Source organism: Actinomyces timonensis DSM 23838, assembly GCF_000295095.1.
GTDB lineage: Bacteria > Actinomycetota > Actinomycetes > Actinomycetales > Actinomycetaceae > Actinomyces > Actinomyces timonensis.
The window spans coordinates 841387-868084 of sequence record NZ_JH806632.1 but is presented as its reverse complement, the minus strand read 5'-3'; the positions used below and the strand labels follow the sequence as shown (position 1 = coordinate 868084).

At 71.5% G+C, this 26698-nt stretch carries 23 protein-coding genes; 12 read left to right on the top strand and 11 right to left on the bottom strand.

Annotated features, from left to right (window positions below; all coding sequences use genetic code 11):
• From A1QA_RS13325 to A1QA_RS0103890, 3 genes are all read left to right on the top strand, one after another.
• Positions 1–964, top strand: a 964-nt coding sequence (locus A1QA_RS13325; RefSeq protein WP_017177619.1) for a type II secretion system F family protein, incomplete at its 5' end; no start/stop codon positions are given.
• Positions 965–982: 18 nt separating this feature from the next.
• Entirely contained in the window at positions 983–1726 is a 744-nt protein-coding gene (locus A1QA_RS13320; RefSeq protein ID WP_017177618.1) for an HAD family hydrolase, read from the top strand.
• Positions 1727–1816: 90 nt separating this feature from the next.
• Complete coding sequence (locus A1QA_RS0103890; protein ID WP_017177617.1) at positions 1817–2329, top strand: PH domain-containing protein; 513 nt, start codon at positions 1817–1819, stop codon at positions 2327–2329.
• Positions 2330–2429: 100 nt separating this feature from the next.
• Here A1QA_RS0103890 and ahpD read toward each other — a convergent pair whose 3' ends face one another.
• The gene (gene ahpD, locus A1QA_RS0103885; RefSeq protein ID WP_017177616.1) at positions 2430–2960 is read right to left on the bottom strand and encodes an alkylhydroperoxidase, AhpD family; all 531 of its coding nucleotides are present in this window, start codon (positions 2958–2960) and stop codon (positions 2430–2432) included.
• 31 nt (positions 2961–2991) lie between these two features.
• Positions 2992–3573: a peroxiredoxin gene (locus A1QA_RS0103880; RefSeq protein ID WP_017177615.1), complete on the bottom strand. Its 582-nt coding sequence runs from the start codon at positions 3571–3573 to the stop codon at positions 2992–2994.
• 289 nt (positions 3574–3862) lie between these two features.
• On the opposite strand from A1QA_RS0103880, the gene A1QA_RS0103875 reads away from it, so the two are divergent.
• On the top strand, positions 3863–4837 hold the full coding sequence (locus A1QA_RS0103875; protein WP_017177614.1) for a phosphatase PAP2 family protein: 975 nt from the start codon (positions 3863–3865) through the stop codon (positions 4835–4837).
• A gap of 160 nt (positions 4838–4997) precedes the next feature.
• Positions 4998–5306 carry a hypothetical protein gene (locus tag A1QA_RS15735; RefSeq protein WP_154652224.1) on the top strand — a complete coding sequence of 103 codons (309 nt, stop codon included), beginning with the start codon at positions 4998–5000 and terminating at the stop codon, positions 5304–5306.
• 19 nt (positions 5307–5325) lie between these two features.
• Here the strand turns inward: A1QA_RS15735 and A1QA_RS0103860 are convergent, their stop codons facing one another.
• The gene (locus tag A1QA_RS0103860; RefSeq protein WP_017177611.1) at positions 5326–7023 is read right to left on the bottom strand and encodes a sensor histidine kinase; all 1698 of its coding nucleotides are present in this window, start codon (positions 7021–7023) and stop codon (positions 5326–5328) included.
• Positions 7020–7790: a response regulator transcription factor gene (locus A1QA_RS13315; protein ID WP_017177610.1), complete on the bottom strand. Its 771-nt coding sequence runs from the start codon at positions 7788–7790 to the stop codon at positions 7020–7022. Before A1QA_RS13315 ends, A1QA_RS0103860 begins: the two co-directional genes overlap by 4 nt.
• 137 nt (positions 7791–7927) lie before the next feature.
• Between A1QA_RS13315 and A1QA_RS0103850 the strand changes: the two genes are divergently transcribed.
• The 3 genes from A1QA_RS0103850 (at position 7928) to topA (ending at position 13911) form a co-directional block, all read left to right on the top strand.
• Positions 7928–9280: a PAS domain-containing protein gene (locus A1QA_RS0103850; RefSeq protein WP_017177609.1), complete on the top strand. Its 1353-nt coding sequence runs from the start codon at positions 7928–7930 to the stop codon at positions 9278–9280.
• 193 nt (positions 9281–9473) lie between these two features.
• On the top strand, positions 9474–10820 hold the full coding sequence (locus tag A1QA_RS0103845) for a hypothetical protein (RefSeq protein WP_017177608.1): 1347 nt from the start codon (positions 9474–9476) through the stop codon (positions 10818–10820).
• Positions 10821–10959: 139 nt separating this feature from the next.
• Positions 10960–13911 carry a type I DNA topoisomerase gene (gene topA / locus A1QA_RS0103840; protein WP_017177607.1) on the top strand — a complete coding sequence of 984 codons (2952 nt, stop codon included), beginning with the start codon at positions 10960–10962 and terminating at the stop codon, positions 13909–13911.
• A 150-nt stretch (positions 13912–14061) separates the two neighbouring features.
• Here the strand turns inward: topA and A1QA_RS0103835 are convergent, their stop codons facing one another.
• The 5 genes from A1QA_RS0103835 to argF all read right to left on the bottom strand — a co-directional run bounded on the left by A1QA_RS0103835 (position 14062) and on the right by argF (position 19013).
• The gene (locus A1QA_RS0103835; protein WP_017177606.1) at positions 14062–15432 is read right to left on the bottom strand and encodes an MFS transporter; all 1371 of its coding nucleotides are present in this window, start codon (positions 15430–15432) and stop codon (positions 14062–14064) included.
• A gap of 54 nt (positions 15433–15486) precedes the next feature.
• Complete coding sequence (locus A1QA_RS0103830) at positions 15487–15666, bottom strand: hypothetical protein (protein ID WP_017177605.1); 180 nt, start codon at positions 15664–15666, stop codon at positions 15487–15489.
• Between the two features lie 94 nt (positions 15667–15760).
• Positions 15761–16888, bottom strand: a complete 1128-nt coding sequence (locus A1QA_RS0103825) for a serine/threonine protein kinase (protein ID WP_017177604.1) — start codon at positions 16886–16888, stop codon at positions 15761–15763.
• A 145-nt stretch (positions 16889–17033) separates the two neighbouring features.
• Positions 17034–17999, bottom strand: coding sequence for a carbamate kinase (locus A1QA_RS0103820; RefSeq protein ID WP_017177603.1), 966 nt, complete (start codon positions 17997–17999; stop codon positions 17034–17036).
• Between the two features lie 3 nt (positions 18000–18002).
• Positions 18003–19013, bottom strand: coding sequence for an ornithine carbamoyltransferase (gene argF / locus A1QA_RS0103815; protein WP_017177602.1), 1011 nt, complete (start codon positions 19011–19013; stop codon positions 18003–18005).
• 179 nt (positions 19014–19192) lie between these two features.
• Between argF and tmk the strand changes: the two genes are divergently transcribed.
• Positions 19193–20053 (top strand): dTMP kinase, encoded by an 861-nt coding sequence (gene tmk, locus A1QA_RS0103810; RefSeq protein WP_017177601.1) that lies wholly within the window; start codon positions 19193–19195, stop codon positions 20051–20053.
• A complete protein-coding gene (locus tag A1QA_RS0103805; RefSeq protein WP_017177600.1) occupies positions 20050–21276 on the top strand; it encodes a DNA polymerase III subunit delta' in 1227 nt (408 codons plus the stop codon). The genes tmk and A1QA_RS0103805 overlap by 4 nt, the downstream gene beginning before the upstream one ends.
• On the opposite strand, the gene A1QA_RS0103800 is transcribed toward A1QA_RS0103805, so the two are convergent.
• On the bottom strand, positions 21245–22204 hold the full coding sequence (locus tag A1QA_RS0103800) for a helix-turn-helix domain-containing protein (RefSeq protein ID WP_017177599.1): 960 nt from the start codon (positions 22202–22204) through the stop codon (positions 21245–21247). The two genes, A1QA_RS0103805 and A1QA_RS0103800, sit on opposite strands and share 32 nt — an antisense overlap.
• Positions 22205–22451: 247 nt before the next feature.
• On the opposite strand from A1QA_RS0103800, the gene A1QA_RS14890 reads away from it, so the two are divergent.
• Entirely contained in the window at positions 22452–23708 is a 1257-nt protein-coding gene (locus A1QA_RS14890; RefSeq protein WP_017177598.1) for a PH domain-containing protein, read from the top strand.
• Between the two features lie 292 nt (positions 23709–24000).
• Positions 24001–25593 (top strand): alpha/beta hydrolase, encoded by a 1593-nt coding sequence (locus A1QA_RS0103790; RefSeq protein WP_043508200.1) that lies wholly within the window; start codon positions 24001–24003, stop codon positions 25591–25593.
• On the opposite strand, the gene A1QA_RS0103785 is transcribed toward A1QA_RS0103790, so the two are convergent.
• Positions 25577–26638: an asparaginase gene (locus tag A1QA_RS0103785; protein ID WP_026048662.1), complete on the bottom strand. Its 1062-nt coding sequence runs from the start codon at positions 26636–26638 to the stop codon at positions 25577–25579. The genes A1QA_RS0103790 and A1QA_RS0103785 overlap by 17 nt on opposite strands.
• Between the last annotated feature and the right edge of the window lie 60 nt (positions 26639–26698).

Below are 26698 nucleotides of genomic sequence, written 5' to 3'. Positions count from 1 at the left end.
CGACGGTGCCCCGCCCGCCCTCGCACGCCTGACCGCCGCCCCCGCTCCGGCCTGGCTGCCGCGGCGCGACGCTGGCCACTGGGTCTGGCGCCCGCCGATCAGGGGAGCGGCTGCGGCGGACCAGGCCCTGCGGGCGGCCGTGCCGGGCGCCGTCGCCGCCTGCCGCCTCACCCGCGCCCTGGGCTCACCGCTGGCCGGCGTCCTGGAATCCGTCGCGGAGGGAGTCTCCGAGGCCGGCCGAGCCCGGGCATCGCGGCAATCCGCCCTCTCCGGGCCCCGCACCACCGCCCGCCTCCTCGCCGCCCTGCCGCTGGTGGCCCTCGCCCTGGGCTCGCTCGTCGGCGCCCACCCCGAGGATCTTCTCCTGGGCGGGTCCTGGGGAAGCGTGCTCGGCCTGGCCGGGATCGGCCTCATGATCGCCGGCCACCGCCTCACCAGCAGGCTCGTGCGCGCCGCGATCCACGGCCCGCCCTCGACGGCCAAGCGGGACGGATCGCGCCGGCGATGGTGGGGCGAGGGGCGGCGCGCGCCGGTCGATGAGGCCCTCGTCCTCGACCTCGCCGCGGCCGCCCTCGAGGCGGGCGCCTCCCTCCCCGGGGCACTGGCGGCCCTCGGCCAGGCGCTCGACGAGGAGGAGCTCGGCGTCGTCTCGCGCGCCCTGCTCATCGGCGCGAGCTGGGAGGAGGCCTGGGACGCGCCCGAGGACGCCGCGTGGCGGGCCTCGCGCGGGCGCCTCGAGCACTGCCTGCGCCCCGGCTGGGAGGACGGCGCCTCGCCGTCGTCGCTCCTCGGCCGCACGGCCGCCTCGATCCGCGCGGGGCGGCGCGCCACCGATGAGGAGGCCGCCGAGAGGCTCGCCGTCCGCCTCGTCATCCCCCTGGGACTGTGCCACCTGCCCGCCTTCGTGCTGCTCGGCATCATCCCGGTGGTCGCGGGTGCCGGACTGGACATCCTCGGCGGATGATCAGGGCAGACTGGGCGCATGAGCCCCTTCCGCCTGCCGCCGCTCACCCGCGCCGTGCTCGTCGACATCGACGGCGTCCTCGTCGACCACCGCTCCGCCTCGGACCGCGCCTCCTACCTGTGGGCCTCGGGTCTGCCGGGCTGGGAGCTCGGCCCGCAGGAGACCGCCGACCTGTGGGAGGCCATCGATCGCCGCCACTTCGCCCGCTACCAGGCCGGCGAGCTCGACTTCCGCGGCCAGCTGCGGGCGCGCGTGCGCGAGTTCGTGCCCGGCGGGAGCGATCTCAGCGACGCCGAGGCCGACGCCCATATGGCCGCCTACCGCGCCATCTACCGCGGCCTGTGGCGCGCCTACGACGATGCCCCCTCCTTCCTGGCCCGCCTGGAGGCCCTGCGCGCCGAGCGCGAGCGGACGGCGCGGGCCGGGGAGCCGACCCGGCCCCTGGCGGTCGCCTACCTCACCAACGGCGACGCCCCCAGCCAGGAGGAGAAGCTCGCCGCCGCCGGCGCGCGCGTGGCCGGCTGGCAGATGCTCGCCTCCGCCCAGATGGGCGCCACGAAGCCCGATCCGGCGATCTTCACCGCCGCCTGCGAGCGCCTCGGCGTAGCGCCTGACGAGGCCCTCATGATCGGCGACGACGTCGGCTCCGACGTCGACGGCGCCCTCGCCGTGGGGATGCCGGTGGTCCACCTGCGGCGCGGCGGCGAGGGGCCGTCGCGGGCGGTGCCCACCGTCGCGAGCCTCGACGAGATCGAGCTCTGAGTCCCGGGGCCGGGGACTGCTGCCCGTCGTCGTCCTCCTGCCGCACCCACCCGCCTCGCCCCGCGGCGTGATTGCTGGCACGATGGGGCCATGGCATTGTCGAAGAAGCAGTTGGGCCAGGACGAGGTCATCGTCCGGCACATGCACACCCACCCCAAGGTCCTCCTGTGGCGGATCATCGCGCAGGTCCTCCTCATCGCCGTCGGCATCGCGGCCTCGGTCCTCCTGCCGGGCGACTGGTCCCCGTGGAGCCACCTCGCGGCGTGGATCATCATCCTGGCCGTCTCGGTGCCCGTGTTCCTCCTGCCCTGGCTGGCCTGGGCGACGACGACCTACACGATCACCTCCAAGCGGGTCATCACGCGCTCGGGCATCCTCAACAAGCGCGGCCACGACCTTCCGCTGTCGCGCATCAGCGACGTCCAGCAGGACCGGGCGCTCACCGACCGGGTCTTCGGTGCCGGCACACTGCGCCTGGAGACCAGCGCGGGCGACCCCCTCATCCTCGAGGACGTTCCCTCCGTGGCCACCGTGCAGGTCGAGATCTCCAACCTGCTGTTCAACGACGTCCAGGGCGCGATCGACGCCGACCCCGACAACTGAGACGGCTGAGCGCTCCGGGTTCTCGAATGCGCTCGAATGCGATGGGGCCCCTCGCACCGCCCGGTGCGAGGGGCCCCATCGCGCGCGATTGCGCGGCGCGTCAGCCGATGGTCTCGACGACGGCGACGGCCTGGGCCACACCGGTGAGGGTGGCCGCGATGCGCACGGCCTCCCAGACCTGCTCGGTGCTCAGGCCCTCGCCGCGGACGGTCGCCTCGTGGGAGGTGATGCAGCGCTCGCAGCCGTTGATCGTGGAGACGGCGATGCTCCACAGCTCGAAGTCGACCTTCTCCACGCCGCCGGAGGAGCCGATGATGTTCATCCGAAGGCCCATGCGCTCGTTCTCGTAGGCATCGCCCAGGAAGTGGCGGGTGCGGTAGGCGACGTTGTTCATCGCCATGATCGAGGCCGAGCCGAGCGCGGCGCTGATGGCCTCCTCGCTCAGGTGGGCGCGGGCGTCCTCGAGGACCTGCACGAGCACGGACTCGTTGCGGGTCGCGGCGGCCGCGGCCACGAAGGTGCCCCACTGCTGCTGCTCGGTGAGCGTGGAGGAGCGGGTGAGGGTGGACAGGTTGAGGGAGAGGTCCTTGGCCCACTCGGGCAGGGCGGAGCGCAGGTTGTCGATGCTCATGTGCTTCTCGCTTCTTCGTGGTGTGCGGGTCTCAGTGGGTCATCTCGCCCAGGGCGTCGATGGTGGCGGCACCGGCCTGCCAGTTGCAGGCGCACAGCTCGTCGGACTGGAGGGCGTCGAGCTGGCGGAGGGTCTCGTCGGTGTTGCGGCCCACGGAGCCGGAGGTGATGGACACCGACTGGATGACGTTGTTGGGGTCGATGATGAAGGTGGCGCGGTCGGCGACGCCGTCGGCGTTGAGGACCCCCGCGGCGGCGACCAGCTCGCGCTTGAGGTCGGAGGCCAGGGCGAAGGGCAGGTTCTGCAGCTTCTCGTGGCTGCGGCGCCAGGCGTAGTGGGTGTACTCGTTGTCCACGGAGACGCCCACGACCTCGCAGTCGCGGTCCTTGAAGTCCTGGTAGAGGTCGCCGAAGGCGGAGATCTCGGTGGGGCACACGAAGGTGAAGTCCTTGGGCCAGAAGAAGACGACGCGCCAGGTGCCGGCGGGGACTTCGGAGGAGACGGTGGTGAAGTAGTCCTCGGGCTTGCTGGCCTCGACGTCCTTGAGGTTGCCGGGGACGACGGCGGTGAGCTCGTAGGCGGGGAACTGGTCGCCGATGGTGAGAACGGCCATGGGAGAACCTCCTGAATGGTGATGAATACTGCCCGACCAGAGGAGGAGCCCCTCTGCTCGGCCCCAGGTTAGAGCCCTCATGCGATAAGTGCAACACTTATATATCGGATCATTAGTCACCATCCCCTATATCCGAGACCGGGCGAACAGCACCGCGAGATTTTGAATCGCCGCGTGGTTTCGCATCTCGCGGTGCTGTTCGCCCGGTCTCGACGAGGGGTGGCGCGTGCCACCGTGAATCGCGCGACCTGAGCGACGCCGCGGCGCGGCAGGGCCGTAGCATCGTTGGATGCGATCCCCCCGACCGGCTCTGAGCACCCCGACGCACCTGCGCGCCAGGGGCCTTGCCCTGGCGATCGTGTGCTTCGCGGGCATTCTCGTGCTGTGGTGGGCCTTCGTCGACACCCTGCCTGGCCAGGTCCTCGAGGCCGCCGCCTTGGAGGGCTCGGAGATCGGCTCGCACCGGGTGGACGGGCACGCGCGCGTGGTCCTCTCGGCGATCTCGATGCCGGCGGCGGTGCTGCTCGTCGTCGTCATCCTGCTCGTGGGCATGGCGCGGCGCAGCCATCGGCGCGCCATCTGGGCCGTCGTCGCCGTCGTCGGGGCGAGCGCCAGCGCGCAGATCCTCAAGCACTGGATCCTCTTCCGCCCGGACCACGGCATCACCGCGCGGTGGGACAACGCCAACACCCTCCCCTCGGGGCACACCACCATGGCCGCGTCGGCGGCGGTGGCGCTCATCCTCCTCGTGGACGCGCGCTGGCGGGTCCACGCGGCCTGGCTCGGGGCGGTGATGACAGTGGCGATGGGCTACTCGACGCTCGTCTGCCAGTGGCACCGGCCCGCCGACGTCATGGCCGCTGTGCTGCTGGCCGCGGCATGGGGCGCGCTCGCGGTGGCCGGCGGCGCCTGGAGCGGGGAGGAGCCCGACTCCGGTGGGCCTCCCGGTGGCGATGGCGCCAGCCCCGCCGATAAGCGGGAGGACCGGCGCGAGCCCGGGCATCCAAGGGGCGGCCGCCTCTTCGATCGCAGGAGTGGTCCGGCGCCCATGCTGGTCGTGCTCTGGCTCGCCGGGGCGCTCTGCGCCGCCGTCGCCCTCGCCCTGGGGCTGTGGGTCCTGACCCGGATGGACGCGCCCCTGGGCCGCTGGGAGTACTTCGCCTCCTACGCCACCGGATCGGTCGCTCTCGTGGCGGTGAGCTGCCTGTCCATGGCCATGCTCGTCTCCCTCGTGCCGGGGGAGGGCACTGGGCTCGCCAAGTGAGCAGTGCTCCGGGCCTCCGTTGGCATTGACGCGAACGTGACGTTTCGAGATGGTCAACGTCGGCTGGTCGCCAGCGCCGCGGCCCTAAGGTGTTGCGCGCCGCGCTGGCGCGGCCCTCGTGCTCCCCGCGCGTTCCCCTCATCGTCATTAGGACTCTCCCATGCTCGCTCGCCCTGCCGAACCCGCTCGCCATGCGGCGTCCGCCATCAGCCGCCCCCGTGCCGCCACTGCCGCCGTCGCGCTGTGCCTGTCAGCACCGGCAGTTGTCGGCACTGCCGTGGTGTGGGCGACTTCCAGCGCCCAAGCGGCGATGTCGAGCGGGGGCGCCGCCTCGAGCTCGATGAGCGCGGGCGTCGACGCGGCGCGGGCCGGGAGCGCCGTGGCCGTCGTCCTGGCCATCACCGGCCTGCTCCTCGTCGTGTCAGGGGCCGCTCTGGCATGCCTCACAGGGGAGCGCGACGCTCTCTGAGGCCCTCCCCAGCCGGCGACTACTCGATGTCGGCGGCCGGCAGCTCCACGGTGAACACCGTCCCGTGGTCAGCGGCGTCCGTGCTGGTCCTCATTGAGAGCGCGCCCCCGTGCGAGACGACGATCGCCTGCGCGATCGACATGCCCAGCCCGGTCGAGCCCGTCGACCGTTCGCGGGAGGCGTCCCCGCGGGCGAACCGCACGAAAACGCGCTCCCGCATGGACTCCTCGATGCCCGGGCCGTTGTCCGCCACCCGGATCACCAGGCGGTTGCCCTCCCGCTCCAGGGTGGTGGTCACCCGTGTCCCGGCGGGCGTGTGCGCGCGGGCGTTGGCCAGCAGGTTGACGACCACCTGGCGCAGGCGCGCCTCCTCCCCGGCCACGATCGCGGGGGCGGGCTCGAAGTCCTCGGCCTCCTCGGCGCTCGCGCCCTCCGGCGGGTTGAGGATCGCCAGGTCGAGTATCCACTCGTGGTCGGGGCCGGCGGCCTGGGCATCGGCGACGGCGTCGACGAGGATGCCCACGAGGTCCACCTCCTCACGAGCCACAGGGCGGCCCGCGTCGAGCCGGGCGAGCAGCAGGAGATCCTCGACGAGCGCCGTCATCCGCAGCGACTCGGAATGGACCCGGTCCAGCGCGTAGGAGGCTTCCTCCGAGAGCGCGGGCGCATCGGCCGCGCCCGTCCCGCCGGCCGAGCCCGTCCCGCCCGCGCCTCCAGCGGCCCCGCCCTGCCCGCTCCCGCGGCGGATGAGCTCGGTGTAGCCGCGGATCGAGGCCAGGGGGGTGCGCAGCTCGTGGGAGGCGTCGGCGACGAACTGGCGAACCTGCGTCTCCGAGCGCTGCCGCGCCGCCAGGGCCGCCTCGACATGCCCCAGGAGCGCGTTGAGGGCCCCGCCGACCTGGCTGACCTCCTGCGAGGTCGCGAGGTCGGCGTCGTCGACCCGCTCGTCGATGCTCACCTCGCCGCGGGCCAGCGGCAGGGAGGAGACGCGCTCGGCCGTTGCCGCCACCCGCTCCAGGGGCGCCAGTGACGAGCGCACGAGGGCGCGGCCGCTGAGCGCCGCGATGAGGGCCCCCGCCAGGGCGATGAGCCCGAGGAAGATGAGCTGGCCGCGCACCAGGTCGTTGTCCTCCTCCATGGACAGCCCCGTGATGACCTTGTCCCCGGTCTGGCTGTCATGGCCGACAAGCACCCGGTAATCGCCGAGGGAGTCCATGTGGACGCTCACCGGCTCGCCGGTGGGCTCCAGGCTCAGCAGTGAGGAGACCTCCGCGACGCTCAGCGTGCAGTAGGCGCCGTCGGAGCCGATGTAGCCGGCCCTGATGGTGCGGGAGGCCGTGTCCGGGGTGCTCCCGGTCGTCTGCGCCCCCGTGACGACGACGGTGAGCGTCCCCACCCGCTGCCCGGCCGCGTCCAGCCCCTTGGGCACGGGGTGATCGTCGTCGTCGTTCTCAGGAGGTACCGGGCCAGTCTCGTCGTCGTCATCGTCGTCAGCCGTGCCGGCGGTCGGGGAGGCCGTGAGGGTCTGCTCCGGGGCATTGCTGTGGCGGCGGAACTCGACGCGGCTCGCGGCCGCCCGCACCTGGCTGTCGAGGCGCTCCATGAGGCCGTTCCTCAGGGAGAGAGTGGAGATGGCGCCGATGACGGCGGCCATGACGAGGACGATGCCCAGGACGCCCGCGACGAGGCGCGCCCGCAGGCTGCGGGGCTTGCTCACCCCTGTGCCCCGGCGCTCCCCGCGCCGCCGGAGCCCTCCTGGGCCTCAGCGGGCTTGAGCACGTAGCCCACGCCGCGCATCGTGTGGATCATCGGCTCGCGGCCCTTGTCGATCTTGCGGCGCAGGTAGGAGATGTAGAGCTCGACGATGTTCGCCTGGCCCCCGAAGTCGTAGTTCCACACCCGGTCAAGGATCTGGGGCTTGGACAGGACGCGCCGGGGGTTGCGCATGAGGAAGCGCAGGAGCTCGAACTCGGTGGCGGTCAGGCGGATCTCGGCGTCCCCCCGCCAGACCTCGTGGGAGTCCTCATCCATGCGCAGGTCGCCGACCGTCAGGACGTTGGCCGGCTCGGCGGTCGAGGCCCCGGAGCGGCGCAGCAGGGCGCGCAGCCTGGCCACCACCTCCTCCAGGGAGAAGGGCTTGGTGACGTAGTCGTCGCCACCTGCGGTCAGGCCGGCCACGCGGTCCTCGACGGCGTCCTTGGCCGTCAGGAAGAGCACCGGGACGCCGGGGGTGTGGCCGTGGATGCGGCGCATGACCTCCAGTCCGTCGAAGTCGGGCAGCATGATGTCCAGGACCACGACGTCCGGCTGGATCTCCTTGGCGGCGCGCACCGCGGCCACGCCCGTGCCAGCGCTCGTCACCTCCCACCCCTCGTAGCGGAGGGCGGAGGCCAGGAGGTCGGCGAGCATCTGCTCGTCGTCGACGACGAGGACGCGGACCGGGGAGCCGTCGGCTCGGGTCAAGGGCTCAGCGGGAGTGCTCATATCGCCTATCCAACACCGGGAGTCTGTGTCATCGCTGTGAAACTGTGACCATTTTCAGGGGAACGGAGGCTGTCCTCAGTTGGAGGTGATGGGGCAGGATGGAGTCGATCTCCTATACCCTGAAGGAAGCAACTCCTGTGGAAACGATCATCGGAAACCGCCGCCACTTCGACGCTGAGGACGTGTTCTTCTCCGCGACGGACGACAAAGGCGTCATTCGCAGCGCGAATGAGACATTCCTCCAGTTGGCGCGCTATCCGCGCGAGGAGATGATCGGCGCTCCGCACAACATCATTCGCCATGACGACATGCCCGGCGGCGTCTTCAAGCTCATGTGGGACGATCTCACCGCGGGCCGCCCTGTCTGCGCCTATGTGCTCAACCGGGCCAAGGACGGGCTCGACTACTGGGTGTTCGCCACCGTGACGCCGACCTCCAGCGGCTACGTCTCCGTGCGCACCAAGCCCCTGGATGACGCCGTCTTCGCCATCATCGGCGAGGTCTACGGGCGGGTGCGCGCCGCTGAGCGCGAGCGCATGGATGCGGGCGCCAACCGCCGCGAGGCCGCCGAGACCGGCGCCGAGTTGCTGTTGGAGGAGCTGGGATCCCTCGGCCACGACTCCATCGCCGCCTTCGGCCGGGCGAGCCTGGCCTCGGAGGCCCAGCGCCTCCTCGCCGAGGGTGTGAGGGTCCCCGCGCGGGATGACGCCGAGGGTTCCGCGGCCGAGATCCTGAGCGGCGCCCGCCGCGTCGAGGCCTCCTCCGACAGCCTCGTCGGCCGCATCGGGGACTTCCGCGAGGTCGTCTCCGCCCTGGGCACCTGGCTCGACGGCGCCGAGTCCATCCGCGACCGCGCCGAGCGGACCGCCGCGCTCATGCGCGCCCTGACCAGTGAGGACCCCGAGTCCTCCGCGCCCGGTCTGGCTGAGCGGATCATCGAGCGCTCCGAGCGCGCCGCCACCGCCGTGACGGGGCTGAAGGACTCGGTGGCCTCCTTCGCCGACGCCATGGAGTCGATGGCCTTCAGCGCCGCCCTCATCCGCCTGCACACCCTCGTGCTGGGGACCTACGCCGCCTCGGTCGTCGACGAGGCCGAGGCCGACGCCTCCGACGCCATGCCCGAGCTCGTGCACGGCCTCGAGGCGGACCTGGGCTCCCTGGACTCCGTGCGGGGCGTCGTCGAGACCCGCATCAGCGAGCTCGAGTCCGCCATGGCCTCCGTGGTCTCCGACCTCGACCGCACGCGCCGCCCCTACGATCGCTGGCTGCGCGCGCTCACCGACGAGGGCGCTGTCCTCATCGACGGTGCCGAGGGGGACGTTCCCGCCCTCATGAAGGAGGCCGAGTCCCTCTCCGAGCGCGGCTACCCGGAGATGACCGCCCTGGCGAACCTCGCGGGGCGCTGCCGCGGCCTTGACCTGAGCACCGACGACGAGGCCCTGGGGGGCGCCGTCGAGCGGATCCGCGCCGCGCTGGCCGAGCTCGGCTGAGCAGAGCGCGTCGGCCCAGTGGCACGCGCGACACTCCGGCGCCGCTGGGTAACGATTCGGTAGCAGTATTGAGGGGCTTCGCAGGACACCGTGTTCGAAAAGCGACCCTCGTTGATAGATTCCTGTCCTGTCGGTCGACGTCTCTCCACGCTCGTCGGCTTCTTCCCTGGGACAGCAGCAAAGGACATCTACGATGGAATCGCAGATCGGCTACGAGAGATTCTTCGATCCTGAGGACATCTTCTTCTCGACCACAGGCCCCAAGGGAGTCATCCGTCGTACGAATCGGACCTTCGACTCCCTGTCGCGCTACTCGCGGGAGCGACTCCAGCGCGCGCCCCACAACATCATCCGCCACCTGGATATGCCGGCCGGCCTGTTCAAGCTCATGTGGGATGACTTGGGCGCCGGGCGCCCCGTGTGCGCCTACGTCACCAACCGCGCTGCCGACGGCGTCGACTACCGCGTCTTCGCCACCATCGTCCCGATCCACGACGGCTACCTCTCCGTGCGGACCAAGCCCCTGCGCGAGGGCACCCAGCGCACCGTCGAGGAGACCTACCGCCGCGTGCGCGCCCGTGAGCGCGAGTTCGCCGGCCGGGGCGCCTCCCGCTCCCAGATCGGTGAGATGGGCGCCGTCGAGCTCGCCACCGAGCTCGCGGGGCTCGGGTTCCCCTCGCTCATCGACGCCACCCGCGCGCTCCTGCCCGCGGAGGTCAGCGCCCTGGTGTCCGCCGGTGTGCGCGTCCCTGACGCCGTAGGCGTGAGCGGGCCGGTCGCGGACATCCTGCGCGCCGCCGCCGACCTCGAGCGCGTGACCAACCGCCTCGTCTTCCAGCTCGAGGAGTACCTCCGCCTCCTGGGGTCCCTGGAGGGGACGAAGAACTCGATGCTCCAGGTCGCCGAGCGCGTCGAGCTGACCGGCCGGGTGCTGGGAGCCCAGGCCCGCACCAGCTGGCAGCGCACGCGCAGCGACGAGATCGCCGAGCGCGTCGTCGAGCTCGCAGGCCAGGCCGCCCCCGGACTGCGGGCCCTGCCCCAGCGGATGGGCGCCCTGCGCGACGGCGTCCTCGACCTGCGCTTCTCCGTGGCGCTCATGCGGCTCATGACGCTCATGGTCGGCCGCTTCTCCCGCTCCATCCTCGATGGCAGCGAGGAGGACCCGATCGGCTCGATCTCCGATCTCTGCGAGGCCCTCGACTCCGTCGTCGGCGCCATGGACGCCGTCTGCGCCCGCGCGCGCCAGGCCGCGGAGGCCCTCGATTCCGATCTGCGCGCCGTCACCTCGAGCATCGACCGGATCACCCGGCGCACCCGCCAGTGGGTGGATGACAAGGCCCAGGCGCGCTCCGTCGACCCCGCTGACACCATCGACCGCGACCTGCGGGAGGTGCGCTCCTTCGCCCAGCACGGCGCGCCCGAGGTGCGGCCGATGGCGGCGCTGGCAGCCGAGTGCCGCACCATCGACCTCCCCTTCGACTCCGCCGCCGCGCATCAGCTCATCAGGTCGATCGTGACCGCTCTGGGCCAGTTGTCCTGACCCCTGGCGCTCCTGATCGGGCGGAGCCGGCCGCTCACCGATGGGTTAGAGTCGGCTCGGGCGCCCGCCAGGGGCGTCGAGGTCGTGCCGTCCGCCGTTGGGCGCCAGGCGGTATCCGAACGTCGCAGGAAGGTTCCCCGTGCCCCGCAAGCTCGTCATCGTCGAGTCCCCCAACAAGGTCCGCTCGATCGCCGGATACCTGGGCCCCGATTTCGACGTCGAGGCCTCCGTGGGCCATATCCGCGACCTCGCCCAGCCGTCCGAGCTGCCAGCCAAGGAGAAGAAGGGCCCCTACGGGCGCTTCGCCGTCGACGTCGAGGACGGATTCAAGCCGTACTACGTCGTCAACCCGGACAAGAAGAAGACCGTCACCCAGCTCAAGAAGGCCCTCAAGGAGGCCGACGAGCTCTACCTGGCCACCGATGACGACCGCGAGGGCGAGGCCATCGCCTGGCACCTCCTGGAGGTCCTCAAGCCCAAGGTGCCGGTCAAGCGCATGACCTTCACCGAGATCACCAAGGAGGCGGTCACCCGCGCCCTGGACTCCACTCGAGACATCGACTCCCACCGGGTGGACGCCCAGGAGACCCGCCGGATTCTCGACCGGCTCGTCGGCTACGAGGTCAGCCCCGTCCTGTGGCGCAAGGTGCGCGCGGGGCTGTCCGCCGGGCGTGTGCAGTCCGTGGCCACCCGTCTCGTGGTGGAGCGCGAGCGCGAGCGCATGGCCTTCGTGCCCGCTGGCTACTGGGGCGTCGAGGCGCGGCTGAGCACAGGGCTGAGCGAGCTCGACGCGGCCGCCCGCGCCGAGGGCGCCTTCACCGCCCGCCTGGCCTCGCTCGACGGGCGCCGCGTCGCCACAGGACGCGACTTCACCGACGCCGGCGAGCTGACGGCGTCGGCCCGCAAGGCGAGCACCGTCCACCTCCACGAGGGCGCGGCCAAGGCCATTGCCGAGGCCGTCATGCGCGCCATCCCGCGCGTGGCCGAGGTGGAGGAGAAGCCCTACAAGCGGCGCCCCGCCGCCCCCTTCACCACCTCCACCCTCCAGCAGGAGGCCTCCCGCAAGCTCCGCATGAACCCGCGCGAGACCATGCGCGTGGCCCAGGGCCTGTACGAGAACGGCTTCATCACCTACATGCGCACCGACTCCACGGTGCTGTCCGGCCAGGCCGTGGCCGCCGCCCGCGCTCAGGTGGCCGAGCTCTACGGGCCCGAGTACGTTCCCGCCAAGCCGCGCGTCTACGCCACGAAGACCAAGGGCGCCCAGGAGGCGCACGAGGCCATCCGCCCCGCAGGCGACCACTTCCGCACTCCCGCGCAGGTCAGCGGCGAGCTCAGCGGCGCGCAGTTCCGCCTCTACGAGCTCATCTGGAAGCGGACCGTCGCCTCCCAGATGGCCGACGCCGTCGGCTCGACCGCCACAGTCCGCGTGGACGTGCCCCTGGCGCCCGCCGACGGCGGCTCGCGCGACTCCGGCCTGACCTTCTCCACCGCCTCGTTCACGGCCTCGGGCACCGTCATCACCTTCCGGGGGTTCCTTGCCGCCTACGAGGAGGGGCGTGACGCCGAGCGCTACTCCGAGGCCGCCTCGGGCAGCGCCGGTGAGGCAGTGGTCGCGGCGGGCTCGGGCAGCGGTGGCGCCCAGGCGGGCGCGGGCGGCGGAGCCGGCGGGAGCGCGCAGCCGCGCGAGACCCGCCTGCCCGCCATGATCGCCGGGCAGGAGCTCGCCGTCCTCGGCGCCGAGGCGGCCGGGCACGAGACCACGCCGCCGCCGCGCTACACCGAGGCCTCGCTGGTCAAGGCCCTGGAGGAGCGCGAGATCGGCCGCCCCTCCACCTACGCCGCCACGATGTCGACCATTTCCGACCGCGGCTACGTGGACCACCGGGGCCAGGCCCTCGTGCCCACCTGGCTCGCCTTCGCCGTCACGCGCCTGCTGGAGGAGAACTTCGCCGAGCTCGTGGACTACGACTTCACCGCCTCCATGGAGGCCGACCTCGACCGCATCGCCGCCGGCGAGGCCGATCGCGTCGCCTGGCTGACCCGCTTCTACTTCGGGGTTGGCGGGGCCGGGGGCGCTGGGACCGACGGCGCCCCGCTGGCGGCTGGTGGCGCCGGGGGAGCCGGGGACACTGGCCAGGAAGGCGAGCGCAGCCTGCGGGCCATGCTCGACACCCTCGGCGAGATCGACGCGCGCGCCATCAACTCGGTGCCGATCGGCGAGGGCATGACCCTGCGCGTGGGCCGCTACGGCCCCTACCTGGAGTCCGAGGACGGCAAGCGAGCGAACGTGCCCGCCGATCTCGCCCCGGACGAGCTGACCGTCGAGCGCGCCCGCGAGCTCTTCGCCCGCGCCGCCGACGATGGGCGGGAGCTCGGCGTCGACCCCTCCACCGGCCACACGATCATTGCCAAGGACGGGCGCTACGGCCCCTACGTCACCGAGGTGCTGCCCGAGCCCGAGGCCGGGGCGGACTCGGAGGAGGCCGCGTCGTCGGGGGCGAAGAAGAAGCGGAGCACGAAGAAGACCGCCGGGCCCAAGCCCCGCACGGCGAGCCTGCTGAAGTCCATGGACCTGTCCACCGTCACCCTGGAGCAGGCGCTCGACCTGCTCAGCCTGCCGCGCGTCGTCGGCCAGGACGCCGAGGGCGTCGACATCACCGCGCAGAACGGGCGCTTCGGGCCCTACCTCAAGAAGGGGACCGACTCCCGTTCCCTCGCCACCGAGGAGCAGATCTTCACGGTGACCCTTCAGGAGGCCCTCGCGCTCTTCGCACAGCCCAAGACCCGCCGCGGCCGGGCCGCCGCGCGCGGCCCCCTGCGCGAGCTCGGCACGGACCCGGCCACTGGCAAGCCCGTCGTCATCAAGGACGGGCGCTTCGGCCCCTACTTCACCGACGGCGAGACGAACGTGACGCTGCGCCGGGGCGACGACCCCGCGACCGTCACCCCCGAGCGCGCCTACGAGCTCCTGGCCGAGAAGCGCGCCAAGGGCCCCGCCAAGAAGCGCACCACCCGCAAGACCACCGCCAAGAAGACGACGAAGAAGACCCCCGCCAAGAAGTCCGCCTCCAAGAAGTCCGATTCATAACTCCCCCCAATGAGCGAGACCGGGCGAACAGCACCGCGAGATTCTGAATATCCGCGTGGTTTCGCATCTCGCGGTGCTGTTCGCCCGGTCTCGGCGTGCTGTTCGCCCGGTCTCGGCGTGCTGTTCGCCCGGTCTCGGTGAGGGGGCGGGTCAGGGCTGGGCGTCCGCGCTCTCCTGGGTGTAGGCGGTGAGGTCGGCGTCGGAGTGCTCCGGGGCGGCGATCATCGCCCCCAGAGCGGCCAGCGCGACGACGCTCAGGTAGATCGCCGGCGCCAGGGGCGAGCCCGTCTTGGAGATGAGGAAGGTCGCGACGAGTGACGCCGTCCCGCCCAGGAGCGCGTTCGCCGTGTTGAAGGACAGGGCGAAGCCGGAGTAGCGCACCTCGGTGGGGAAGCTCTCGGCGAGGAACGTCGCCAGGGTGCCGTCGTTGGCGGTCAGGACGATCGCGAAGAGGACCTCGCAGACGAGGATCCCCACGATGCTGCCGGAGTCCATGAGCCAGAACAGCGGCACCGAGAGCACGATGAAGGCCACGCTCGCGCCCATGAGCATCTTGCGGCGCCCGACGGTGTCGGAGAAGTGCCCCATGATGAAGATCGACACGATGTAGGCGATGAGCATGACGGAGGTGAGCAGGTTCGACGTGCTCTTGCCGATGTGGACCTCCTCTTGGAGGTAGGTGGGCATGTAGGTGAGCAGCAGGTAGAAGCCGACGGCGTTGAGGCAGGAGACCCCGAAGGCGATCCCGACCGTCCGGCCGTGGTAGCGCAGGAGGTCGAGCAGGGGCGTGCTCTGCTGGGGGCCCGACTTCTCCTCCAACTGCGCCTGCATCTCCTGGAAGGCGGGGGAGTCCTCCAGGTGCACGCGTATGTAGCGGCCGATGAGGCCCAGGGGGCCGGCCAGGAGGAAGGGGATCCTCCATCCCCACGACGCCATCGAGGCGTCGTCGAGGAGGGCGTGGAGGAGGGCCACCAGGGACGAGCCCGCGAGCAGGCCGGTGGCGGTGGAGGCGGGCACCATGGATGTGTACAGGCCCCGCCTGCTGGGCGGGGCGTACTCGGCCAGGAAGGTCCCGGCGCCCGCGTACTCCCCGGAGGCCGAGAAGCCCTGGGTCAGGCGCAGGAGCAGCAGGAGGAGCGCGGCGCCCATGCCCAGCGTGGAGTACCCGGGGAGGAAGGCGATGAGGAAGGTCGAGCCGGACATGATGAGGATCGACCACGACAGCGCCCAGCGGCGCCCGAAGCGGTCCCCCCATGCCCCCCAGACGACGGCGCCGACCGGACGCAGGAGGAAGGACATCGCGAACACCCCGAAGGCGGACATCGTCTCAACGGTCTTGTCGCTGGAGGGGAAGAAGACCTGCCCGATGACGACGGCGAGGTAGCTGTAGGTGGCGTAGTCGAACCACTCGATGAAGTTGCCGATGAAGGAGGCCGCCGCCGCCCTGCGCACCGTGGCTCCCTCGGCACTGCTTGTGGTCGTGGTCGAGGAGACGAGTGCGGTTGTGCCGTCGGTGGTCATGGAATGTCTCTTCCGGGTTGTGGCTGTCAGGGCCGATGGCCGCCGCCCGGGGCATCAGGGCTGGAGGGCGGAGATCGACATGGTTCTGGCGGTAGAGGCAGAGCGCCTACCGGCGCGGGCGAGAGCAACGGTGATGATCGGGGCGAACTTGCCCCCGACGATCCGGACGCCCCCGATGATACCGACCGGGGTGAGACTCTCGTGGAGGATGCGCAGACCATGGACGATCGCCACTGGGCGCTCCCAGGGCCGGGCTCCCTTGCCCGTTGGTCCAGCGGGCGCAGCAGTCCCTGGGGGCCGGCGAGGCGGCCCCCAGGGACCCGGCGTGTCAGACGAGGGTCGGGTCCTCGACCTGGTTCGGGAAGTAGTCCTCGCAGCCGCCCTCGCGGTAGACGTCCGCCGTCGCGCAGTGCAGGGCACCGCCGAAGGGGTAGGCGTCACGGAACGGGACGGGGATGACGTTCATGCCGAGCTTGTCCATCTGCTCCATCTGGTGGACCTCGCTGGCCTCGCAGATGACGGTCTTGTGGTCCAGGACCAGGCAGTTCATGGACAGCCACACCGAGGAGTAGCACAGCGGCGGCGGGGTCGTGTGCGCCGGCATGGCGGCGTCGACGATCTGCCAGTCGTTGGCCTCGAAGATCTTCCTCTGCTCCTCGGGCAGGCGGCGCTGGGGGTTGTTGATGATGAGCCCGGGGCGCAGCGGCACGAAGGTGGCGTCGATGTGGATCGGGTAGGGGTCGCCCGGGAAGTTGACGGCGTGGACGCGCAGGTCCGGGTAGTACCGCTTGAACCACTCCATCGCGGTGCGGTTGGTGGTCAGGCCGTGCTGGATGAACAGGTCCTTGCCCAGCCGCAGCACATCGGCCGCGTCCCACATGGGCTCGACCTCGGTGGTGACGAAGTCCTTCGCGGCGGTGCGCTCGAGGCGCTCCTCCAGGGAGATCCTCTCGTCGTAGTAGTTGTGCTTGTAGGAGGCGTCGGTCAGGCGCGGGCGGGGGGCCTGCGTCCACTTGAACTCCGGGTCCTCGTCGAAGTACTGCTTCATGAGGGGCCAGTAGGCCAGGTACTCGAAGTAGCGGCAGCGGAAGGAATTGGCCGAGGCCATGATCTCGTTGCCGATGGTCAGCAAGATGTCGCGGGGCGGCATGCAGGTCATCATCGAGTCGGTGCGGAAGTCCGGGGTGATGACGGGCTGGTTCCACTGCAGCGGGGTGGGCCGATCGACGATGACGCCGTGGTCCTCGCAGACCTTGACGAGGTAATCGAGCTGGGCGTTGGCCTTCTCAACGGTCTCCGTGGGGCGGGGGCCCCACATGCCGCGCATCTCGGAGTCGACCGGCACCTTCTCACTGGTGGCAGGCTCCTCGGGGGGGATGACAGAGAAGTCGGCGCGTCCGACGATGACGCGCTTGAGAGGGTCGAAGTCATTCCACGAGTTGACGATCTTCGTCATGGAAGAAGCACTCCTTTGTGAATGCGGCGCTGTGCCGCGGGTATCGATGCATCGATAGTGGATAGTGGATGGTCCGCTGTGCGGGGAAGGGCCTCCCTCCTGGGTACCTGGGCGTGCCGGGCGCTGACGGCCGATCAGCGCCCGATCAGTTGGTCGTGCGGTCGGGAACCGGTGGCCGGATGTCGTCCGGCCCGCCGTAGTTCCCACCAGGGGTCACGATAGTTCCGGATTCGCCCTCGATGATCCCGATGGCATCCTCGAGGCGGCCGATGGCGGCCATATCCCCTGTGAGTTCCACGAAGCGGCACACGGCCTCGACCTTGGGCCCCATGGATCCCGCGGGCAGGTTCATGGCGCGCAGCGACGACGGCGTGGCGCGGTCCACTCGCCTGGCCGCCGGCGTCCCGAATCCCTCCTGGACGCCGTCGACGTCGGTGAGGATGAGCAGGGCGTCGGCGTCGAGGTGCTCGGCGAGGACCGCGGCGGTCAGGTCCTTGTCGATGACCGCCTCGACCCCCTGGAGCTTGCCGTGCTCGTTGCGGATCACCGGCACCCCTCCGCCGCCGGCGCAGATGACGACGGCGCCGGCGTGGAGGAGGGCGCGGGCCATCCGGGTCTCGATGACGCGCTGGGGCCGGGGCGAGCCGACGACGCGGCGGTAGTGCTCGCCGTCCTTCTTGATGGTCCACCCCTTCTCAGCGGCGAGCCTGCGGGCGGTGGCCTCGTCGTAGACCTCGCCGATGAACTTCGTCGGGTTGGCGAAGGCCGGGTCCCCGGCCAGGACGAGGGTCTGGCTCACCAGGGAGGCGACCTGCCGGCCCGGCAGGGCGTTCTGCATCGCCTGGAGGAGCCAGTAGCCGATCATCCCCTGGGTCTCCGCCCCCAGGGTGTCGAAGGGGTAGCACTCGCTCAGGCGCTCATCATTGGCGGACTCCAGGGCGAGCACGCCGACCTGCGGGCCGTTGCCGTGGGTGATGATGAGCTCGTGCTTCTCGGCCAGCAGCGCCAGCTGCCTGGCGGCCGCCTGGACGTTGGCGATCTGGGTGCGCGCGTCGGGCTTGTCGCCACGGCGCATGAGGGCGTTGCCGCCCAGGGCGGCGACAATGCGCATGGGTCAGTCCTCCCAGTTGCCCAGGGTGGCGACCATGACGGCCTTGATGGTGTGCATGCGGTTCTCGGCCTGCTGGAAGGAGACGTTGCGCTCGGTCTCGAAGACGTCGTCGGTGACCTCGACGCCGTCCATGCCGGTGGCCTCGAAGAGCTGCTGGCCGATCGTCGTGTTGCGGTCGTGGTAGGCGGGCAGGCAGTGGAGGAACTTGACGCCGTCGTTGCCGGTGCGCTTCACGAGCTCGCCGTTGACCTGGTAGTCCTTGAGCAGGGCGATGCGCTCGTTCCAGACCTCCTTGGGCTCGCCCATGGAGACCCACACGTCGGTGTAGAGGTAGTCGACGCCCTTGACGCCCTCGTCGACGTCGTCGGTGATGGTGATCCGCGCGCCGGAGGCGGCGGCGAGCCCCTCGGCGATGGCGACGACCTCGGCCTCGGGCTGGAGCTCCTTGGGGGCCACGAGGCGGATGTCCATGCCGACCAGCGCGCCGGAGACGAGCAGGGAGTTGGCGACGTTGTTGCGGGCGTCGCCCAGGTACGCGCAGGAGATCTCCGTGAGCGGCTTGTCCGACAGCTCGATCATCGTGAGCTGGTCGGCGAGCATCTGGGTGGGGTGCCAGGCGTCGGTCAGGCCGTTCCACACGGGCACGCCGGAGAGCTTGGCCAGGGTCTCGACCTTCTCCTGGTCGTCACCGCGGTACTCGATGCCGTCGAACATGCCGCCGAGCACGCGGGCGGTGTCCGCCACGGACTCCTTGTGGCCCAGCTGCGAGCCGGAGGGGTCGAGGTAGGTGGTGTGGGCGCCCTGGTCCGCGGCGCCGACCTCGAAGGAGCAGCGGGTGCGCGTGGAGGTCTTCTCGAAGATGAGGGCGATGTTCTTGCCCCTGAGGCGCTGGACCTCCTTGCCGGCCTTCTTGTCCGCCTTGAGCTGGGCCGCGAGGTCGAGCAGGCTCATCCACTCGGCGGTGGTGAAGTCGGTCTCCTTGAGGAAGTGGCGGCCGTGCAGGGGGTGGGTCATAGTGATCCGTCCTTCAGGTAAGGGAGGGTGCGTTGACGTGATGGGGGAAGCGTAGCCATGAGCCGAGGGTCTTGCTGACCACGGGACGGCTCCGGCCCTGTCGGTCGGCTCGGACAAGCGAAGAAGTGACCGGCGGGGGCGGGAGGCGGCAGGGGGCGCTGACGGTACTGAAGGCGCTGATGACGCTGAAGGCGCTGGGAGCCCTGAGGGCGCTGGGGGTGCTGAGGGCAGTGGCGGGACCGTGCCCCGCGCGCCGCTACCCTGGGGCCGTGACCGATGCCCCCTCGCCCGCGACCCCGCCTCGCCCCGGCCTGCTCATCTCCTTCGAGGGCGGCGACGGCGTCGGCAAGACCACGCAGATCGAGCGCCTGGCCACCGCGCTCGCGGCCGCCCGGATCGGCTACCGCCGCACCCGCGAGCCCGGCGGCACCGAGCTGGGCGCCGAGATCCGCCGCCTCCTCCTGCACGGCGGAGCGGTGGACCCGCGCGCCGAGGCCCTCCTCTACGCCGCCGACCGCGCCCAGCACGTCGCCGAGGTCATCCGCCCCGCGCTGGAGCGCGGCGAGGTGGTCCTCACCGATCGCTACCTGGATTCCTCGATCGCCTACCAGGGCGCCGCGCGCTCGCTGGGCACCGCCGAGGTCCGGCGCCTGTCCGAGTGGGCCACCGACTCCCTCCTCCCTGACCTGACGATCCTCCTCGACGCCGACCCATCCGTGGCCGACCGCCGTACGGGGGATCGGGGTGCCAAGGACCGCCTGGAGAGCGAGGGCATGGCCTTCCGCGCCGCCCTGCGCGAGCAGTTCCTCGCCCTGGCCGACGCCGAGCCCTCCCGCTTCGCCGTCATCGACGCTCGCCTGACCCTCGAGGAGGTCGCTCGGGCTGTGGACGAGCGCGTCGCCGCCCTCCTCGCCGAGCGCCCGGGCGCCGTCGCCCTCGAAGTGGATGCCCGAGCGGGGGACGCCACCGGCCCGGATGCCCGCGCCGCCTTCCTCCAGGCGGTCGCGCGCCTGGAGCACACCGCGGGGGAGGGCTCATGAGCGTCTGGAACGACGTCGTCGGGCAGGAGGCGGTCATCGCCGCCCTGTCCGGGGCGGCCGCGGCCGCGCGGGGCCTCGCCGAGCAGCGGGAGGCCCGGGCGGGTGACGCCGTCGACAGTGACCCCGGCAGCGCTGGCGCTGGCAGCGGCTCCGCGATGACCCACGCCTGGCTCGTGACCGGACCGCCCGGCTCGGGCCGCTCCAACGCCGCGCTCGCCTTCGCCGCCGCCCTGCAGTGCACCGGGCCCGTCCCCGGGTGCGGCCAGTGCAAGCCCTGCCGGGACGTCATGAGCGGCGCCCATCCCGACGTCGTCCGCCTGGCCACCGAGAAGCTCATCATCACCCTCGACGAGGTCAAGGAGCTCATCGGCGAGGCGCAGCGCCGCCCCTGGACCGGCCGGTGGCGCGTCATCCTCGTCGAGGACGCCGACCGCATGGCCGAGCGCACCACGAACGTCCTGCTCAAGTCCATCGAGGAGCCGCCGCCCCAGACGGTCTGGCTCCTGTGCACCCCCAGCGCCGACGACGTCCTGCCCACCATCCGCTCGCGCTGCCGGCTCATCACGCTGCGCATCCCGCCCGCGCAGGCCGTCGCCGATCTCCTCGTGCGCCGCGACGGGGCCGATCCCGCCCTCGCCGCCCGCGCGGCCCGCGCCAGCCAGTCGCATATCGGCCTGGCCCGCCACCTGGCCACCGACCCGGATGCCTGGGAGCGCCGTCGCCGCCTCCTGCACGCGCCCGTCTCGCTGCGCAGTGTGGGCGACGCCGTGCTCGCCGCCGCCGACCTCGTCGAGTCCGCCGAGGCAGAGGCCCAGGCCCGCACCGCCGAGCGCGACGCCGCCGAGCGGGCCGACCTCATGCGGGCCCTCGGGCTGGAGGGCGAGAGCCGCGTCCCGCCGTCGCTGCGCGCCCAGATCCGCGCCCTGGAGGAGGATCAGAAGCGCCGCGCCAAGCGCGCCCGCACCGACGTGCTCGACCGCGCCATGATCGACCTGCTCTCCTTCTACCGCGACGTCCTGGCAACGCAGATGGGAAGCGACGTCGAGCGCGTCAACGTCGACCTCGCCGAGCAGATCGAGCGGGCGGCCGCCTCCACCGGGCCGGAGCAGTCGCTGGCGCGCATCGCCGCCATCGAGGAGTGCCGGGCCAGGCTGCGCTCCAACGCCGCGCCCCTGCTCGCCGTCGAGGCACTCATGGTGCGACTGCGCCCCCAGGCGCGCTGAGCGCGCTGCCCCGCTCGGCTGGAGCGGCCAGCTCAGTCGCTGCCCAGGAGCTGAGCAGGCGCAGGGCCTCCTCGCTCGGGCTGGCGGGCTCGGCCGCGTAGGACACGAGGGTGAGCCCCGGGCTCGAGGCCATCGCCGCCGGCTCGTAGGCGAGCGTCATCTCCCCGACCATCGGGTGGTGGATGACCTTGGCGCCCCGGCAGATGTAGCGCACGTCGTGGCGCGCCCACAGCCGGGCGAAGTCGCGGCTGCGGGCGGACAGCTCGCCGACCAGCGCCGTCAGGGCCGGGTCCGTGGGGTCCGCGCCGCTGGCCAGGCGCAGCATCGCCACGGAGTCCTCCGCCCCCGTGTCCCAGTGGGGGAAGAAGTCATGGGCGCGAGGATCGAGGAACATGAAGCGCGTGAGGGAGGGGGCCTCGTCGGCGATCTCGGGGATCGGGTCGACGAAGAGCGGCGCGTAAAGGGCCCGGGCCATCGTGTTGGCTGCCTGGCAGCGGCCCAGGGCGTCGCGGACGATCGCCGGGACCTGCATCGCCTCGAGGATCCAGTGGGTTCCGGGGCGGATCGCGAAGCGGCGCCCCGCGCGCGGCCGACGGCGCGGCCTGCCGGTGGGGGAGACCGCGCGGACCAGGTCGAGGAGGTGCTCGCGCTCGGCGTCGTCGAGGAGGAGGGCGGAGGCCAGCGCCTCCAGGACCTCGGCGGAGGCGCCCGCCAGCGAGCCGCGCTCCAGGCGTGTGTAGTAGTCGACGCTCACGCCGGCGAGCAGGGCGACCTCCTCCCGGCGCAGGCCGGGCACGCGCCTGCTCGTCCCGACGACGGGCAGCCCCACCATCTCCGGCGTCACCCGGGCGCGGCGGGAGGTGAGGAACTCCTTGATCTGCGCTCGCGGATCAGCGGTGGGCGGTGCGACGGCGTCGGATCGGCTCATGGGGCCAGGCTACGTGCGGGCACGGGATCGAGACAGGATCCAGACAGGCCCTCACAGGCCCTGCCAGGTGGACGGGCCCTGTCTGCCCCCTCCGCTCAGAGGTCATCGCCGACCCGTGGTCTGACCAGCGACGGCGACCGCCACGTGCGGACGCCTCCCCGTGTCCCAAAGAGCCGCGGCCAGGAAGGATTGGGGGAGCGGCGAGCGAGTTCCCGCGCCCGCCCCTTCCCTTGATCGAGGAGATCCCATGGAAACTCCGGCCAGTCCACTCGGCCCCCAGTCCATCGTCCGCCATCAGCCCCTCGTCGCGCGCGTCATGGGGATTCTCCTCGTCGCGACGACTCTCGTCCTGGTGGTCGCCTCGATCATCCTGGCGACCACGGGCGAGATGACGGGCTTCCTCGTGCTCCTGGGCTTGGGCGTCCTCTGCGCGGGACTGTCCGTGCTGTGCCTCCGGCCGAGGGTCGTGCTCGACGCCACCGGCATCCACGTGCGCGACGTCATCCGATCCCACGATCTGCCCTGGCCGGCGTCGCGCGGTGTGCTCGTCGCCAACGAGCAGCAGGCGCGCGGGTCCATCCAGGTCGCTGTCGCCCAGTACCGGCCCGCCGACGGCTCCCGCCCGGTCAGGATCCTGCCCCTGCGCGCCACCGCCAGCGGGATCGGCAACGCGGCCGCCGCCCTCGACCAGAAACTCGATGAGCTGTGGGCCTGGGCGGTGGCCCGCGGCTACGCCAGCCCCGCTCCTCACGGGGCGCCCGCCGCCCCGACGGCGGCTGGCTACGGAGTGGTTCCGGGCGCGCCTCCGACGCCGGGGTCGCCGGTACTGGGAGCGCCGGTACCGGGCGCCGCGCACGGCGTCGGGAGCCCCATGCCAGTGCCGGGTGGCCCGACGCCGTCGCCCCATCCGGTGGGAGGCGACGGGCCCCTCATCGACCCCCGTCTCCTCGACCAACCGCGCTTGGAGTTCCGGGGGTCGAGGATGCCTCTGCTCTTCTGCGTGCCCCTCACCCTGTTCTTCGGCGCCTGCGCCGTGATCATGCTCGTGACAAAGGAGGAAGAAGGAGGCAGTCCCCTCTACATCGTTGGGATGTTCCTCCTGACCGCCTTCATCGCTGTGCTCACCGTGGACACGGCCCTCGCGCGCACCGTCGTCGACCGGGAGGGAATCCACCTCAAGGGGATCTGGCCGCAGACCGTCCCCTGGCCGGCCTCGCGCCACCAGCTGGTCGCCGTCTTCGAGTACCGCGGCCGCTCGACCGCCGCCAGGGGGCACGTGGTGTCCGACGATGGGAAGAACCACCAGATGGCGCTCATCGGCCGTCAGGGCGATCTGCCGCCCGAGCTCGACGTCGTGCGCTCCCTCGACACGATCTGGGCCTGGGGACAGCGCTGGTGCGGGGTACGGGAGAACGGCCAGTACGTGCCCGCGACCAACGCCTCCTTCGAGCGCCAGCGGCGAGCCACCCTGGAGCGCATCGCCTACCTGCGGTCGGGCGCCTGACGGCGTTCCCGGTACTCCAGTTGCCGACGTGCTCCGGGTTTGCGGACGTGCCGCGGGTTTGTGGACGTGCCCCAGGGGCGCGTCCGCAACCCTCAGGGACGTCCACAACCCCAAGGCACGTCCGCAACCCGGGCGATCACCCAGACTCGGCGGGTCACCGGCCAGGAGGACATCCCCGGGGCGTTCTCCCCCTCCGGGAGGAGGGCGCTCGTGGAGGATCGGCGCTTAGGCTGACGCCGTGAGCACCGTCAACGCCTCCTCTCGCCCCCGCCGGATCAAGGTCCTGGCCGTCATGTCCGCTCTCGCCGCCGCCGCGGCGCTGTCATCCTGCGGCAGCTCATCGGTCTCCGACGCCACTCAGGCGACCGGCGCCGCGTCCGCCTCCGTCCCCGCTGGATTGGAGTCCTTCTACAGCCAGAGCGTGGAGTGGTACCCCTGCAAGAAGGAAGACGGCATGACCGAGCGCAGTGGCGACACGGGGCCCGGGACGATGAGTTGCGCGCGCGTGACGGTGCCCTTGGACTACAACAACCCAGGCGGAGAGACGATCCAGATCGCGATGAAGAAGCGCTCGGCCTCAGCTGATTCGGCCACCGGCACGCTGTTCATCAATCCTGGCGGCCCCGGAGGCTCCGGCGTCGACATTCTTCCCCAGGTCACTACGGGCATGTTCTCCAAGGACCTCATCACCGCCTATGACGTCATCGGTTTCGACCCGCGGGGCGTGGGCGACTCCACGGCGATCGATTGCCTGACCGATGCCGAGCTCGACGCCGAGCGCTCCGGCACAGAGTCCACCGATCTCCCGGATGACGCGACGGGGGATCAGAAGCGGGCGGCCGTGGCTGATGAGACCACCAAGCGCGAGGCCAAGTGCGAGGCCAACACGACACCGGCGGCTCTGCTCGACCACGTGGACACGGTCTCGGCCGCCAAGGACCTCGACATCCTGCGAGCCGTCACGGGCAATTCCGCCCTCACCTACCTCGGCTACTCCTACGGGACCTACCTGGGCGCGACCTACGCGGATCTTTTCCCCGGCAATGTGGGCCGCTTCGTCCTCGATGGCGCCATCGACCCGTCGATCAGCAGTAGCGGTCAGGTGGCGCTGGACCAGGCCAAGGGCTTCGAGAGCGCGCTGCGGGCTTATGTGGAGAGCTGCCAGTCGGGCTCGGATTGCCCGTTGAGCGGCTCGGTGGACGACGGGATGAAGCAGATCCAGGACTTCCTCACCTCCCTGGAGGCCAACCCGATCAAGACATCGGACGACAACCGCCCGCTGACCCGCTCCCTGGCCATCTCCGGGGTCATGGTGCCCCTCTACCAGTCCGAGGCCTGGCCCCAGCTCAGCGTGGCCCTCTCGCAGGCGATGGGACAGATGACGCAGGACGGGAAGCCCGACGGCTCCACGCTTCTCTACTTCGCCGACCTCTCCGCCCAGCGCGGCAACGACGGCACCTATCAGGGCAACGGGAATGAGGCCATCGGGGCCATCAACTGCGCGGACTTCCCCGCCAAGGGGGACGCGGCGTCATGGGACAAGGAGGCTGCGGAGATCAAGGAGGCCTCGCCGACCTTCGGTGACAGCCTGCAGTACTCCGACGCGTCCTGCCAGGCCTGGGGCCACCCGTCCGGCAATGAGCGCAAGGCGATCCACGCCTCGGGGGCGAATCCGATCCTGGTCATCGGCACCACGGGGGACCCGGCGACGCCGTACCAGTGGTCCCAGTCGCTGGCCGATCAACTCGATTCCGGTCAGCTGCTCACCTGGAAGGGCAATGGCCACACGGCTTACGGCCGCGCGGGCAAGTGCGTGACGACGGCCGTGGACGACTACCTGCTCAAGGGCACGATGCCCGCCGAGGGCCTCACCTGCGAGGACTGAGCTCGCCCGCGATCGGGCGCCCCATCGCCTCGGCGAGCTCGGCGCCGGCCAGGCCCTGCGCCAGGAGGAACTGCGCTTTGGCGTAGGCCGCCTCCAGGGTCATGTCGGCCGTGCCGACAGCGCCCGCCCGGGCGATCGCGTCCCCGGTGTCGTAGTGCCCGAGGATCACCTCGGCCTGGTGGCACTGGGAGGCGACGACGACCGCCGCCCCGCCGTCGATCGCCCGCTCGATCGCCTCAGTCAGCCCCGGCTCGTCGCTGGGCACATTGCCCACCCCGAAGGCCCGCAGGATGACCGCCTCGGGCAGGGGATCGAGCAGCGCCGCCACCCGCGCCCCGGTGATGCCGGGCGCCATATCGAGGACGACGACGTCGTGCCGGGCATAGGGCCTCGGCGTCGCCCGGGCGGTGGGGGAGGTGGGCGAGGCCTCGGACCCAGCGCTCCCGTCGGCCTGGGCCCACTCCCAGGAGGCGCCGTCGGATCCCGCTCGGGCCAGCGGCGGGGCGACCGGTGAGGCGAAGCCGGCGAAGTCCCAGGAGGAGGACTTCGTGGCGCGCCCGCCGGCGAGGAGCAGGCCCCCGAAGAACAGGGCGACCCCGCTCACCCTGCCGCTGATGGCGGCGCGCAGCGCCCCCAGGACATTCGCCTCGGCGTCGCTCCCCTCGGCTCCGAGCGGCAGCTGGGAGCCCGTGATGATGACCGGGGCCTCCAGCCCCACCAGGGCGTAGGACAGGGCGGCCGAGGTGTAGGCCATCGTGTCGGTGCCGTGGAGGACGACGATCGGCTCGGCCGGGTGCTCCGCCGCGTGCGCGCGCACCTCCTCGACGATCGCCTGCCAGGACTCCGGCGTGGCGTTCGAGGAGTCGATGAGCGGCTCCAGCGCGGTCAGCGAGGTGGAGGCCAGGGACTCCAGGCCGGGCGCCGCGGGGCGGCCCGGCGGGAGGAGGCCCGAGAGCCACCCGGCCAGGTCCGCCCCCGGCACAAGGCCCTGGGGGGAGTCCACCATGCCGATGGTTCCGCCGGTGTAGATGATGTGGACGTTCATCATGGGGTCCTCCCGCCTCATGTCCCGCAGTCCAGCCTGGTCGGCCGTGGCGCGGGCGGG